The 13,971-nt window shown below is 35.2% G+C and carries 14 protein-coding genes; 8 read left to right on the forward strand and 6 right to left on the reverse strand.

Annotation, left to right across the window (positions count from 1 at the left end; all coding sequences use genetic code 11):
* Positions 1-32: 32 nt before the first annotated feature.
* A complete protein-coding gene (locus ACXY7N_RS07325; RefSeq protein WP_016088483.1) occupies positions 33-362 on the reverse strand; it encodes a DUF3147 family protein in 330 nt (109 codons plus the stop codon).
* Positions 346-756, reverse strand: a complete 411-nt coding sequence (locus ACXY7N_RS07330) for a MarR family winged helix-turn-helix transcriptional regulator (protein WP_000651925.1) — start codon at positions 754-756, stop codon at positions 346-348. The genes ACXY7N_RS07325 and ACXY7N_RS07330 overlap by 17 nt, the downstream gene beginning before the upstream one ends.
* A 124-nt stretch (positions 757-880) precedes the next feature.
* Between ACXY7N_RS07330 and ACXY7N_RS07335 the strand changes: the two genes are divergently transcribed.
* Entirely contained in the window at positions 881-1,708 is an 828-nt protein-coding gene (locus ACXY7N_RS07335) for a PP2C family serine/threonine-protein phosphatase (protein ID WP_016088481.1), read from the forward strand.
* A gap of 42 nt (positions 1,709-1,750) precedes the next feature.
* Here the strand turns inward: ACXY7N_RS07335 and asnB are convergent, their stop codons facing one another.
* Positions 1,751-3,574 (reverse strand): asparagine synthase (glutamine-hydrolyzing), encoded by a 1,824-nt coding sequence (asnB, locus tag ACXY7N_RS07340; protein ID WP_488592350.1) that lies wholly within the window; start codon positions 3,572-3,574, stop codon positions 1,751-1,753.
* A gap of 270 nt (positions 3,575-3,844) precedes the next feature.
* On the opposite strand from asnB, the gene ACXY7N_RS07345 reads away from it, so the two are divergent.
* Both ACXY7N_RS07345 and ACXY7N_RS07350 read left to right on the forward strand, forming a co-directional pair.
* The gene (locus ACXY7N_RS07345; protein WP_016088479.1) at positions 3,845-4,411 is read left to right on the forward strand and encodes a sigma-70 family RNA polymerase sigma factor; all 567 of its coding nucleotides are present in this window, start codon (positions 3,845-3,847) and stop codon (positions 4,409-4,411) included.
* The gene (locus ACXY7N_RS07350) at positions 4,408-5,514 is read left to right on the forward strand and encodes a DUF4179 domain-containing protein (protein WP_016134095.1); all 1,107 of its coding nucleotides are present in this window, start codon (positions 4,408-4,410) and stop codon (positions 5,512-5,514) included. Before ACXY7N_RS07345 ends, ACXY7N_RS07350 begins: the two co-directional genes overlap by 4 nt.
* 39 nt (positions 5,515-5,553) lie before the next feature.
* On the opposite strand, the gene ACXY7N_RS07355 is transcribed toward ACXY7N_RS07350, so the two are convergent.
* Positions 5,554-6,627: a beta propeller repeat protein gene (locus ACXY7N_RS07355; protein ID WP_016134096.1), complete on the reverse strand. Its 1,074-nt coding sequence runs from the start codon at positions 6,625-6,627 to the stop codon at positions 5,554-5,556.
* 188 nt (positions 6,628-6,815) lie between these two features.
* On the opposite strand from ACXY7N_RS07355, the gene ACXY7N_RS07360 reads away from it, so the two are divergent.
* The gene (locus ACXY7N_RS07360) at positions 6,816-7,715 is read left to right on the forward strand and encodes a cation diffusion facilitator family transporter (protein ID WP_016134097.1); all 900 of its coding nucleotides are present in this window, start codon (positions 6,816-6,818) and stop codon (positions 7,713-7,715) included.
* 193 nt (positions 7,716-7,908) lie between these two features.
* Positions 7,909-8,079: a Fur-regulated basic protein FbpA gene (gene fbpA / locus ACXY7N_RS07365; protein WP_016088475.1), complete on the forward strand. Its 171-nt coding sequence runs from the start codon at positions 7,909-7,911 to the stop codon at positions 8,077-8,079.
* A gap of 56 nt (positions 8,080-8,135) precedes the next feature.
* Here the strand turns inward: fbpA and ACXY7N_RS07370 are convergent, their stop codons facing one another.
* Together ACXY7N_RS07370 and ACXY7N_RS07375 are read right to left on the reverse strand one after the other, a co-directional pair.
* Positions 8,136-8,807, reverse strand: a complete 672-nt coding sequence (locus ACXY7N_RS07370; RefSeq protein WP_016088474.1) for a GntR family transcriptional regulator — start codon at positions 8,805-8,807, stop codon at positions 8,136-8,138.
* A 16-nt stretch (positions 8,808-8,823) separates the two neighbouring features.
* Positions 8,824-9,789 carry a DMT family transporter gene (locus ACXY7N_RS07375; protein ID WP_098985849.1) on the reverse strand — a complete coding sequence of 322 codons (966 nt, stop codon included), beginning with the start codon at positions 9,787-9,789 and terminating at the stop codon, positions 8,824-8,826.
* Between the two features lie 255 nt (positions 9,790-10,044).
* Between ACXY7N_RS07375 and ACXY7N_RS07380 the strand changes: the two genes are divergently transcribed.
* From ACXY7N_RS07380 to fumC, 3 genes are all read left to right on the forward strand, one after another.
* Entirely contained in the window at positions 10,045-10,704 is a 660-nt protein-coding gene (locus ACXY7N_RS07380; RefSeq protein ID WP_016088472.1) for a class I SAM-dependent methyltransferase, read from the forward strand.
* A 331-nt stretch (positions 10,705-11,035) separates the two neighbouring features.
* A complete protein-coding gene (gene nhaC, locus ACXY7N_RS07385) occupies positions 11,036-12,439 on the forward strand; it encodes a Na+/H+ antiporter NhaC (protein ID WP_016088471.1) in 1,404 nt (467 codons plus the stop codon).
* Between the two features lie 124 nt (positions 12,440-12,563).
* The gene (gene fumC, locus ACXY7N_RS07390) at positions 12,564-13,952 is read left to right on the forward strand and encodes a class II fumarate hydratase (RefSeq protein WP_016134099.1); all 1,389 of its coding nucleotides are present in this window, start codon (positions 12,564-12,566) and stop codon (positions 13,950-13,952) included.
* Positions 13,953-13,971 lie beyond the last annotated feature (19 nt).

Consider the following 13,971-nt stretch of genomic DNA (forward strand, 5'->3'; position numbering starts at 1 on the left):
TCTACAAATTTATAAATAGTAAACCCTCCTAACTAAGCTTGAAATAATTTTTGGCAAGCAAAAACAATACACCAAACACCTACACCGAATAGGACCGATGTACTAAGTGAAAATGAGTTTTTTAAACCAATATAAACGATAAATAATAGTAGTGCGGATGCAGGAAATCCATATAGTACGCCTATAGCAAATTGACTCAATTCTTGTTTGTTCCCGCCTTCGAAAGAAATCCAAAATAGACTCAGTAAACTAACGAGAGGAAGGGCAGCAATAAAGCCGCCTATCGTACTAAAATGTTTAGCGACTTCAGTAATAACGCCAATAATAAGTGCCGAAACGATTACTTTAACGAGGAAATGCATATTTTGCCTCCTTCGCTAATAACGAAAAGGCTTTTTCAATTAATTGTTGTTCTTCTTTTGATAACTGTGATTCTAATATTTTTATCTTTTCTTTATCGAGTAAAGTGTGTTTTTCTAATACTTCAATGCCTTCTTTCGTTAAAGTAAGGTTCACAACTCTTTCATCTTGTTTGTTTCTTTCTTTCATGATAAACCCTTTTTGAATAAGGCGTTTTACGTGTTCAGACGCTGTGTTATGAGAGAGACTAAGCTCAGTAGCGACTTTTCCAATTGTTATATCTTTCTCACGAGAAGCGATTTGTAAAATACGAATGGCTTGGTGGGAAAGGTTGTCTTCATATTCATATCGTAAGTGATAATAAATACTTTCCCAATGTTGATTGATGTCTTTCATAATGATAAATCCCCCTATTTTTATATCGTATAATAAGATATATTCGTGAGTATAGAGATAAAATCCTTTTATTTGGATAAAAAATGTTGAAAAAGTTTATTTTTATTGAAATATAAGGTAATCTATGTGTAAAGGTATACATTTAGCAAGAGAGAGGATGATAGCTGTGAATACATTTAAATGGATGAGTCATGAGCAGATGTATGTAGATGAAATACATGTTGAAAAATGTGGTCCTCTTTCAGTCGGCGTATATGGGGGAAATCAAGAGAGTGATGCATATGAACGCGGAGATGCGGTGCTTGCTTGGTGGGATCCTGAATTACAATTTGAATTTGTTATGATTTTTGATACACACCACAAAACAAAAAATATAGATTACATAATAGAAGCAATTTCAGAAAGAAAAGAGAAACTAAAAGAGTTATTTTCCTATCCGATACATTTAGCTTTTCATCATACGCATATGTACTTATTAGCGTTATTTACAGATGAGCTGTTTATTGAAAAATGTGATCAAGATGATGAGGAACTTTCATGCTTAATTTGTTTACGAAAAGGCGAATTTTTATATTGGCTATCAGTTGGTGATTGTTTCGCATATTTATTCCATTCTGAGAAAACGAAGAATGGTAAAGGGCGATTAAATAAACGGAAGAATTACGAATATATTGGTAGGAAAAATATTTTCGCAGCAAATACCCCTTGTTTTACGTCAGGTGTAAGGGGATTAGAAAAAGGAATGAATCACATTGTAATGGCAACGGACGGTATTTTAGAATGTGATAAACGAAGGTTTGATGATGATCAATCTTTAGTAGAAATATTGCACGACGGAAATAGCCTGCAGATTGAACCAGTATTAACAAATGTACTACAGTGGAAAGGTAGAGATTGTGCCACAATTATTGGATGGTCCATTGACACTGATAATAAACAATGTGCTAATTAATATAAAAGGAGTTCAAGGTTTTTACCCTTGAACTCCTTTTTGTTAAGCGATATGGATGTGATACGTTTTTAACCATTCATTTATTTGAAGCATATATTCCATAGCACTTCTTGCTTCAAAATTGTTAATGTCTTTATTACTTTGATCGGCAATGGCAAGTAATGTGGAATGATTAATAAGTGAGAAAATAGGATTGTTTTTATTACTGCACATGTCGAGTGATAAATGACGGATTGTTTGTAAATAATGTGGATCTTGTGAAGTTGGATAAGCACTTTTTCTTCTATTACGTACATCGTCAGGTAAAGCAGGTTGCAGTGCTCTACGTAAAATGCCTTTTTCAATATTATCAATGCTTTTTATATCGAAAGGAACGTTCCATAAATATTCAACTAATCGATAATCGCAAAACGGTACACGAACTTCAAATCCTACAGCCATACTCATACGGTCTTTACGGTCAAGTAAGAATGGGAGAAATCTCGTTAAAAATAAATAAAACATTTGACGTTGTTTTGCGGATTTTTTATTTTCACCTTCAAGAGTAGGGACTTCAAGTATCGCTTCTTGGAATCGTGTATCAATATAGTCTTCTAAGTTGCATTGATTACTTACTTCATTTAGTAGAAGAGGGGAGGTGTTTTTCCAATTTGTTAGCCAAGGAAACTTATCGACATATAGTAATTCTTCTTGGTGAAACCAAGGATACCCACCGAATACTTCATCAGCAGATTCTCCGGATAAAGCTACAGTCGCATCTTTTTTCATTTCGCAAAATAGTAAATATAGTGAAGTTTCCATTTCGCCAGCACTAGGTAAATCTTTTGCACGGAGGGGAACGAATAAGTGATTTGCTAATTCTTCAGCATTCACAATAATGTCATGATGAGATGTCCCTACATGTTCAGAAACACGTTTTACCCAAGGAGCGTCTAAACCAGTGCGAGCAAATGTCAGCTCGAAATCTTTTGCGCTATTTACAAAGTCAACGGAATACGTATGAAGTGTTTTATTTTCAGCAGCAAATTCTTTTCCTGCTAGTGCAGTAATCCCGCTAGAATCTAATCCTCCTGATAACATACAGACGAGAGGAACATCCGCAATTAATTGTCTTTTTACTGTATCTTGTAAAATAGATAAAATATGTGATGATGTTTCTTCAGTACAGTCTGTATGAACCTTACTTTCTAAATTCCAATACTTCTTAACTACTTTTTTATCACGTGTAAACGTTATAGAATGTCCAGCACGCACTTCTTGAATATGTTTAAAGACGCCACATCCTGGAGTTCGAAATAAGCCTAATCCAAATATTTCGTTTATGCCATCCGAATCAATTTCAGCAGGAACAGATGGATGAGCTAATAATGCTTTTATTTCAGATCCGAAAATAATACTGTCATTTCTTTCTGTATAAAAGAGTGGCTTTACGCCTAAATGATCACGTGCTAAAAATAATTGTTGCTTTTGATCATCCCATATTGCAAAGGCAAAAATACCATTTAAATGTTGTACGCAGTCTTCTCTCCATTCTAAATATGCATGTAGTAATACTTCTGTATCTGAATTCGTTTCAAATGCATGACCACATTTTCGAAGCTGTTCTCTAAGCTCACGGAAATTATAAATTTCTCCATTATAAGTAAGAGCATACGTATAATCACCAGCACGAAATGTCTTCGGCTGCGTCCCGCCTTCTGGATCAATAACAATTAAACGCCGGTGTGCAAAGGCCGCACGAGGTGAAAACCAGAACCCTTCAGCATCAGGCCCGCGATGCTGAATACGATTTGCCATCTTTTTTAAAATAACATGTTGATTTGAAAGGTTTTCCTTCCAATCTACCCAACCTGTAATTCCACACATACACATCTCATCTCCTAATTTAAAATGTTGAAAAGTAGATTAACGAAATAAAATGTACACCTAGTTAAAGGATGACCATATAAATAGTGTACTACATGAATTAAAGTGTAGACTTGAGAAAATTTTCTTTGAATGCGTAGTTATGTGAGACAATGGCTAAGGGAAAGTATTCCATTACATACAAAAAATAAAAAAAGATGAGAGAAAATATTTTGTAAGACGTTATATAGGGTGTAAAAGCTTTTACAAAAATATAAGGGGAATCGCTACATGAAATCGAATGAGAAAAATTTTATAAAAAGATTACAGCGGCAAAAAGAAGATGCGCTAGAATTTGTTATCGATACATACTTACCACTCATAAAGGGGATTACGCACAAAGTTCTTCTTCCAGTTCAAAATGATGGACTCATAGAGGAATGTGTAAACGATATATTTCTTTCCATTTGGATTAACGCAAATAAGTTTCATGGAGAGCCGAATGATTTTAAAAAATGGATTGCAGCGATCGCAAAATTTAAGGCGATTGATTATTACCGGAAAGCGACTAAAAAAGTAGAAATTATTTCAGATGAGTTTCATATCAGTACGGAAAAATCAGCGGAAGACGAATTAATCGTTATGGAAGATAGGGAAGAATTATTGAAGCTTATTAATCAATTAGAACCGTTAGATCAAAAAGTGTTCATTATGAAATATCTCCTTGGTATGAAGACAGAGGAAATCGGGGAGAAATTAGGATTAACCAGGGCAGCGATAGATAATCGTGTGTACCGGGGAAAAAAGAAACTACAACAAAATGCTACGAATATTAGTTTTGGAGGTAGTGCAATATGAAAGACATTTATGAACTATTAAATAATATTGATATAGATGAAAAAGAACTTGAGGAAATTGAGGCTTCTGAAATTGAAAAAGAAAAAGTAAAACGCAATGTAAAACAATCGATACGTACGAAGAAAAAGATGAAAAGTTGGAAAAAAGGTGTTGCTGCTGCATCTATTTTAGTAGGGTTATCAGTCGCAACGCTTGGTATTGGGTTTCCTACATATGCAGGGGGATTGCCAATTGTAGGTGATATATTCCGATTTTTAGATAATGGTAGAACAGGGTTATATGAAAATTATAAGGAGTTTTCGACTGAATTGAATATGACGAGAGAGAGTAATGGGGTTAAGGTTACAATTAATGATGCTGTGTTCGATGGTAGAACAATCACACTCACATATTCTATCGAGAGTGATAAAGACTTAGGAGAGAAACCGTTCCCATTTGGAAGTCCGCAAGTTATGGGCTTTAATGGCGGAGGAGGTAGTTCGAACGTTACAAAAGTTGGAGAGGGAAAATATGTAGGTATGACTACGATGAGTGGTCATGGTAGTGAAAGGTTAGATGTTGCAAATGTTTGGTGGGATATAGAGGCAATTGAGTTGGATTATGAAGGTAATGCAATAAAGGGGAACTGGAATTTCGCGCTTAGTTTAAAAGCAATGGATAGTAAGGAAGTAAAGGTTAATAGGGTTTCTGAAAATGAATTAATAAAAGTAAATATAGACAAAATGGAAGTAACCCCGATGTCATTTATCGTTTTTTTCAATCAGGAAGAATCTAAGACGTTACGAAGTATATGGGATAGCGCTGATGTGGAATTAGAAATAAAAGATGATTTAGGAAATAAATATGCAGGTGAAGGAAATGGAGGAACTAGTACAGTAGCAGAGCCACATAAAAGTAGTTGGAGTGCTACATTCCAAAAGTTGAACGAAAATGCAACAAAGCTTATCGTTACACCTCACGTACACTTACGAGTTCATACACCTGAAAATCATGGTGGAGTGGAGTATGTGAATGGAAAAGAGAAGAAAATTGAAGTGCCGAAAAAAGAAGCGAAGAGTAAAGATATAGTGTTAGATGATATTGTCATTGATTTAAAGAAATAGAAGAGAGACTGCCTAAAACCATTAGGCAGTCTTTTTTCGTTAAGAATTAGTTACGAGCAATGCATGCGGATGCTGCGTTTTATACTCATCTTTCCACGGAATGTTTAGTTGTTCCCACGATTCGCCGCTAGTAGTGGATTGAAACACGCCATTGTTATTTAAAGTGTAAAATGTATGTGGTTCTGCTTCGTTTGTCGCAAACATCGAAATAACTGTACCGATTGCTGATGGTAGTCCTTGCTGTACTTGCTGGAACGGAGTATCTTTCGTTTTACGATAAATAAAAGATTCATAAGGTATACGGTGATGAGCGAGATCAGCACTCGGTGCGGCAGAAACGAGAATTGTATCGCAATCAGCCGGATCGATAGCCAAGCTGTATAAATAATGATGTTCAAGTCCTTCACTGCATGAGATCCAGCTGTTTCCACTGTTATAACTTTCAAGGTATGCGCGATCAGGTCCGCCCATAAATCCGTCACCACATGATGCATAAAGGCGATTTGGGGCTTCAGGGTGCATAAGTAATTGATGAGCATCGATAGGAGCACCGAATTTTTTATCAATCCATGTATGCCCTTTATCGTTACTTTGAATAACAGCACCAGCTTCAATTGAAACATGGATTGTATTCGGATTCTGTGGATCCACTGTAATCCAGCGTACGTGATGAGTAAAAGGTCTAGGCGGGAAAGCCCACGTATAAGAAGATAATAATGATTTCATATTTTTCAGTTCCGTCCACGTTTCACCACCATTTTCTGAGCGGAATAAAGCGCTCGGTTCTGTGCCGACATAAACGACGCCATAGCCGTTAACTTGTTCATTAGGGCTTATCGTAATGGAAGTGATCGAAGAATGTAAAATACCATCTTCTTTTGGAAAATCAAAGTAACGATAAGAATCTCCAATTGGTCTCCATGAATCTCCGCTATCGTCACTTAACCAGAGACCTCGTCCAAATGTTCCGCAATATACACGATTCTTTTGAAATGGATCAACAGCGATACAGGTAGGTTGCATATTTTGTAAGTGATACGCTGTTTCATAGTTACCATATTGTTCTTTCACTACAACAAGTTCACGCTCCATACAGAGAAATAAACGTTTCATTTCGTAACCTCCTTAAAAATTCTTTCTTTAGTAAACAATATGAAAATAAAAAAGAAGTAGTCTTGTTTTTATTTGAGAAAAAGGACTTGTTTGAAAAGCAGCGAAGTGTGTATACAGAGGAATTAGGATAAAGATGGGGAGTTTGTTTCATACTAACATACAGATATTGCACTTAAAGGAGCGTCTGTATGGGACATTCACACGATCACGGTCATTCTAACAATAAAAAGGCGTTACTAATTGCTTTCGTACTAACGACAAGTTTTATGATTGCTGAAGTAATTGGAGGATTTGTAACAAATAGCTTAGCACTACTATCTGACGCGGGGCATATGTTAAGTGATGCGGTATCTTTAGCTTTAAGTTTACTTGCGTTTAAGCTTGGAGAAAAAACAGCAACAACTGCGAAAACATACGGGTATAAGCGAGTCGAAATGTTAGCGGCATTATGTAACGGTGTCGTTCTTATTGTCATTTCAGTATACATTTTTATTGAAGCAATTCGCCGTTTTAAAGAACCAGTGGAGATTGCTAGTAATGGGATGCTCATTATTGCTGTACTTGGTCTACTTATTAATATTTTATCAGCTTGGATATTAATGAGAGGCGGAGATGTGAAGGGGAATTTGAATTTAAGAAGTGCTTTCTTACACGTACTAGGTGATCTATTAGGATCAGTTGGAGCGATAATTGCTGCGTTACTTATTAAATTTTTCGGATGGACTGCTGCAGATGCGATTGCTAGTATTCTTGTGTCTATTTTAGTCATTATTAGTGGATGGCGTGTAACACGTGATACGGTTCATATATTAATGGAAGGTGCACCACAGCACATAAATGTTGAAGAGGTAAAAAGTACATTATTAAATATTCCGGTTGTAAAAGAAGTTCATGATTTGCACATATGGTCTGTCACATCGGATTTTCAAGTATTAACTTGCCACTTAATTATTAAAGGTAATGAAACGCAAAATGTATTAATAGAGGCTACGGATGTATTAAAGGAGAAGTTTCATGTAGAACATGTCACCATTCAAGTAGAAATAGATGGTGAATTTCATCATATTGAGACAACTTGCAAAGTATGAAAGAAAAAGGATAAGAAAAAGTGTCATAACATTTTTCGCGGAGCATACATATATATAATGTGGCCACAAATACTTTGTAAGGTAAATATTTCATGAAATTACTTTACTTATAAAGAGTCATCTTTTATAATCAAAAGTGGTAATTGATAAAGATTATCATTTTCAATGATTGTAGAAAGGAGTTTTTTAAAAGATGAGTAGTCAACTCCGTTTTGCTGTTGAAAATCGTAAGAGGCATTTAATTGATGAGTTAATTGGGGCAGGTGTGTTTAAAATTCGTGACCGACAATTATACGAGCTGTCTTTAGAGGAATTGGAAGAAGAGTACGAAGATATGGAAAATTATGCAGATATTCAGGCATAACTATATAGATTAGTAAAAGGAGAGCTGGTTACGATTTTGTGTAACCAGCTCTCTTATTATTTCGTAGAAATTATTTTTTGTATTTCTTTCATTGGACGGAGCCAGTTTTGAGACATCATTTGTTCCAATTGTTTTTCGTCCTGCTTCTGCAATGCTTGAATGATAGAGTGATGTTCTTCAATAGATTGACTTGCTGGAACAAAGTTTTGGAAAAACAAATATTCAAGGCGTAAAACATGAAGTTGCATATTTTCTAGAAAGGGTTCAATATATTGGTTTTTAGCAATAGAAGAAATTGTATTGTGAAATTGTATATCTAATTCTAAAGCTTGTTTTGCGTTTTTTTTCTCTATAGAGCGCTGGAAATCATCATTTATTTCAAAAAGTAGTTTCATATCAGAGTCTGTAATATTTTGAAGTGCTTGCTTTCCTATAATAGAGTGAAGGCCAGCCATTGTTTCATAAATAATAGATACGTCGTCTAACTTAATAGGAGCAATTTTTGTTTTTTGTCCAGGTACCATTTCCACTAATCCAGAAAGCTCTAATATTTGAAGTGCTTCTCTTACAGGTGTTCTGCTTACTCCTAGTGCTTCAGCTAACTCCCCATCATTAATTTTTTCATCAGGCTGCAGTACACCTTCAATAATCCAATCTTGTAGTTGATTTAAAACGAGTGATTTTGCCGAAACTCTTCCTGGTTTTTTATAATTTTGAGGGACAGGCATAGTGAATTCAATCCTTTCATTGTATATTCTTTTTTTTCTCATGAACAAGCTTTAATTCTGGTTTCCCTTTATCCGGTTTTTGGCTTAAGATGAGCACCATTACAATGACACAAAAAGCCCCTAATAACTGAAAAGATTGAAATGGTACGTGTAATATAAGTACAGAAGAAATAATAGCTGCGAGTGGTTCTGTACAACCGAATAATGTCGTTTCTTTCGGAGTCAGGTATCGTATGCTGTCTAAGTATAAATAAAATGCAATAAGTGTCCCAAAAATGACGACAAATGTGATGAGCGGTAGGGTACTTAGTTTTATATACTTCATAGTCGATAATAAAATGAATTCTTTCGTAGAAATAAAGTGTAGAAGCGTTACACCAATACCCCCAATAATCATGCCCCATCCAACGATAACAGAGGAAGACCATCTTTCTAGTAATCCCTTTGAATATAAACTATAAAAAGCAAGAGATAATCCAGATAAAATACCCCAAATAATAGCTGGTGTAGAAACAGCTAAGTTATGAATGGACCCGTTTGTTAGTAAGAGAAAAGTGCCTACTAATGAAAGGGTAATGGAAATGAAATCAATTTTTGATGGACGAACGTTCCATTTGAAAAGTAAGTATACAGTAATAAATATAGGAGCTAAATATTGTAATAATGTTGCGACGGCGGCATTTCCTTCTTTAATAGAAGCAAAATACGTGTACTGAACAGCAAGCATACCGAATAGGCCAAACAATATCATTTTAGTAGCATCAGATTTTTGTTTCCATATACCGAATATTTCTTTTTTGTTCGTTCCGAATGATGAAATAATGAGCAAGATAACGCCCGATATAAGCAATCGGATTGTAACTAACCATTCGGTTGAAACATTTTCATATTGAAAAAGTTGTTGTGCTGCTGTTCCGGACAAGCCCCATAAACAAGCACCGATTACAACCATAATGATTCCTTTTAAACGATTTGGATTCATATAGTTTTAATTCTCCTTCTCTAAAAATAAGTTTTGGATACAGTATGCAATATATCACGAAATGAATAAAAAATAAACTGAAATTTCTGTGTTATAAGGTGGGAAGTTGAGTAGTTCCAGTTATGTTTACGATACAAGTAAATAGGTTAAATAAAGCGAGATAAAATTATAAAATTAAATCATAATCAAGCGGATAAAAAAATAAAGATAAGAGTAATTTGGTTTGTTAAAAATATGTGTAGAAGGAGACATGTGATGAGCTGGGTTACTCATAAACCAACATTTGAATTTGATCAATATAGTCCATATATTCGTATGAATTCTGCGTGGGTGGGACATTTAAACTTTGCTTATGATTTAGTAAGATTTGAAAAGCCAGAAATATTAGTTGAGTTAGGTACCCATTTAGGAGCTTCTTTTTTCAGTTTTTGCCAAGGGGTAAAAGATGGAGGATTATCTACAAAATGTTTTGCTGTAGATACTTGGGCAGGAGATGAGCATACAGGTCCATATGGAGAAGGTGTTTTTCAAATAGTGAGTAAATACACGGACATGAGTTACCCTCATATAGGTAATTTAATTCGGTCTACTTTTGACGAGGCTGTGGATCAGTTTCAAGATGGAACAATAAATTTGTTGCATATTGATGGCTATCATACGTATGAAGCAGTTTCTCATGACTATAAAACATGGTTACCGAAACTTGCGAATAACGGTATCGTGTTATTTCACGATATTGAGGTGAAAAATCGGAACTTCGGTGTGTATAAATTTTGGGATGAGGTCAAAGCGAAGTATCCTCATTTTCAGTTTGAGCATTCATATGGGCTCGGAGTGTTATTTCCGAAAGGTTGTAGCGATAAGTTTGTGGAAATACTTAAAAATAAAGAAGAAATACAAGATATGTATAAATAAAAGTAGAGCATGCATCATTTGAATGATGTGTGCTTTTTTATGTGGAGAATAATGATATTCCTTAAAAAGGTGAGGATAATAGTAAAAAGTTTTATGGTGGCAAATATTAAAAAAGTTACTCTTTGATTGTTATATATAAAAAATGTAACATTTTTTATATTTTCCATTGCGAAAAGTAGCATCTACTTTTACAATAGAAAAGGTGTCCATATATTATACTGGAAAAATAAATCGAAATAATATGAAAATTTTGTTTTGTCTTCGCTAATTGTATATTACATACATGTAAGACGACATACGTCATGTTATCGACTTGTAAGGAGAGAAAAAAATGAAAAGTGTAAGATTACCATCGATGCTAGAAATCATAGTTCTTTTATTACTATTTCTTGCTGTTGTCTTTTCCTTCCAAACGATTTTTGATCTCCCAATTCAATTAGCGCTATTTATTTCATGGTTTTTAGTAATTGCGCTTGGATTAAGATTAGGATTTCGTTATCAAGAATTGCAAGATGCAATTACGAAAGGGATTTCTAACGGATTAGAAGCAATACTGATTTTAGTGGCAGTAGGTGCTTTAATTGGAACGTGGATTGCTGGTGGCGTAGTACCAACATTAATCTATTATGGATTAGAGTTTATTCACCCTAGCATATTCCTATTAGCAACATTAATTATTTGTTCTATAACTTCTATCGCGACAGGAACATCATGGGGAACAGTTGGAACGGCAGGTATTGCTATGATGGCGATTGGTGAAGGACTTGGCTTACCACTTCCGCTTGTTGCTGGTGCAGTTCTTTCAGGAGCTTATTTCGGCGACAAATTATCGCCACTTTCTGACAGTACAGTTCTTGCAGCTTCTATGGCAAAAGTAGATGTTATTGCTCACGTTCGAGCTATGCTCGTATTAGATGTTCCGGCTTATATTATTACTAGCATTATGTTTACTGTAGCTGGTTGGATGTATGGCGGCGATAATGTAGACTTGAATCGAGTAGAGTTTTTAAAAGAAGCTTTATTAAAGGAATTTGATATTAAAATATGGATGCTTGTTCCGGCGGTCATTGTTATTGCTTTATTAGCGATGAAGAAACCGTCTATGCCAACAATTGCAATGGGAGCTTTAATTGGTGCAATTTGGGCAACTCTTTTCCAAGGAATGAACTTTGGAGAGGCGATTGGAACAGCGTATAACGGATTCTCAATTCAATCTGGTGTTGAGTTTGTTGACAAGTTATTAAACCGTGGTGGAATTAACGGTATGCTTGGCTCAGTAGCCGTTATTATTTTCGGTTTAGGATTTGGTGGATTACTTGAAAAACTAGGTGTTTTAAAAGTAATTGTATCAAAATTTGAGAAGAAATTAAATTCTGCAGGTAATGTAACATTGTCTACATTAATCGTGGCATTCTTAGCTAATATATTTGGTTGTGCGATGTACGTATCACTGATTTTAACACCAAAAATTATGGAAGATAGCTATGATAAATTAAAAATAGACCGCCGTGTATTAGCACGTAACTCAGAGGTAGGTGGAACGTTAACTTCTGGTATGGTTCCGTGGTCAGATAATGGTATTTTTATGGCTGGTATTTTAGGTGTAGCAACATTCTCATACGTTCCGTTTATGTGGTTAAGCTTTGTTTCATTAATTTTGGCAGTTATTTACGGATATACAGGCAAATTCATTTGGTATGTAGATGATGCTGAAAAAGGAAAGGAAGCATCATAAAAAAATACCTTCTGCGATGGCAGAAGGTATTTTTTTTATATATACGAGTGAGAATTCTTATCATTTGGATGAAAGTCTGTTAAAATGAGAAATGTAGGTATTTTATTTTCAAGGGGATGAAAAAATGGAGTACAGAATTGAAAGAGATACATTAGGAGAAATACAAGTTCCAGCTGATAAATTATGGGCAGCACAAACACAACGTAGTAAAGAAAACTTCCCGATTGGAACTGAGCAAATGCCGCTTGAAATTGTAAAAGCATTTGCAATTTTAAAGAAGAGTGCCGCACTTAGCAATCAAAAATTAGGAAAGCTATCAGAAGAAAAAGCAGAAGCAATTGTGGAAGCAGCTGACGAAGTGATTGCAGGGAAATGGAATGAACATTTTCCGCTTGTTGTATGGCAAACGGGTAGTGGTACACAGTCAAACATGAATGTGAATGAAGTAATTGCAAATCGAGGGAATCAAATTTTGAAAGAGAAGGGATCTGACGTACATATTCATCCGAACGATGATGTGAACATGTCTCAAAGTTCAAATGATACATTTCCAACAGCGCTTCATGTAGCATGTGTAATCGCAGTAGAAAATCACGTATTACCAGCAATTACGAAATTAAAAGAAACGTTAGCAGAAAAAGTAACTGCATTTGAACATATTATAAAAATCGGTCGAACACACTTACAAGATGCAACGCCGTTAACATTAGGGCAAGAAATTAGCGGATGGCACCGTATGCTTGAAAAAACAGAGCGTATGATTGCAGAGAGCAATACATATATGAAAGAGTTAGCAATTGGTGGTACTGCGGTTGGGACAGGTATTAATGCTCATCCTAAATTTGGTGAGATGGTATCAGAGGAAATTAGCCAATTTACAGGTAAACAATTTATTTCTGCACCAAATAAGTTCCATGCATTAACGAGCCATGATGAAGTTGTATATACGCATGGTGCATTAAAAGCATTAGCTGCTGATTTAATGAAGATCGCTAACGATGTACGCTGGCTGGCAAGTGGTCCACGTAGTGGTCTAGGAGAAATTATTATTCCGGCAAATGAGCCAGGAAGCTCTATTATGCCAGGTAAAGTAAATCCAACGCAAAGTGAAGCATTAACAATGGTTGTAGCGCAAGTGATGGGAAATGACGCAACAATTGGATTTGCTGCGAGCCAAGGTAATTTTGAGTTAAACGTATTTAAACCTGTTATTGCATATAACTTCTTACAATCCGCTCACTTATTAGCAGATGCAATTGTTTCATTTAATGATAATTGTGCAGTGGGTATTGAAGCAGATGAAGAGGTAATTAAAGAGAATGTGAATCGATCATTAATGCTTGTTACAGCATTAAACCCGCATATTGGATATGAAAATGCAGCGAAAATTGCGAAGCATGCTCATAAAGATGGGTTAACTTTAAAAGAGGCAGCGTTGCAATCTGGATTACTAACAGAAGAACAATTTGATGAAATTGTCGATCCGAAAAAAATGATTGCCCCGAAAGAGTAATAAAAAAAGCCAAGATTCT

Source organism: Bacillus sp. 5w2 (assembly GCF_054353775.1).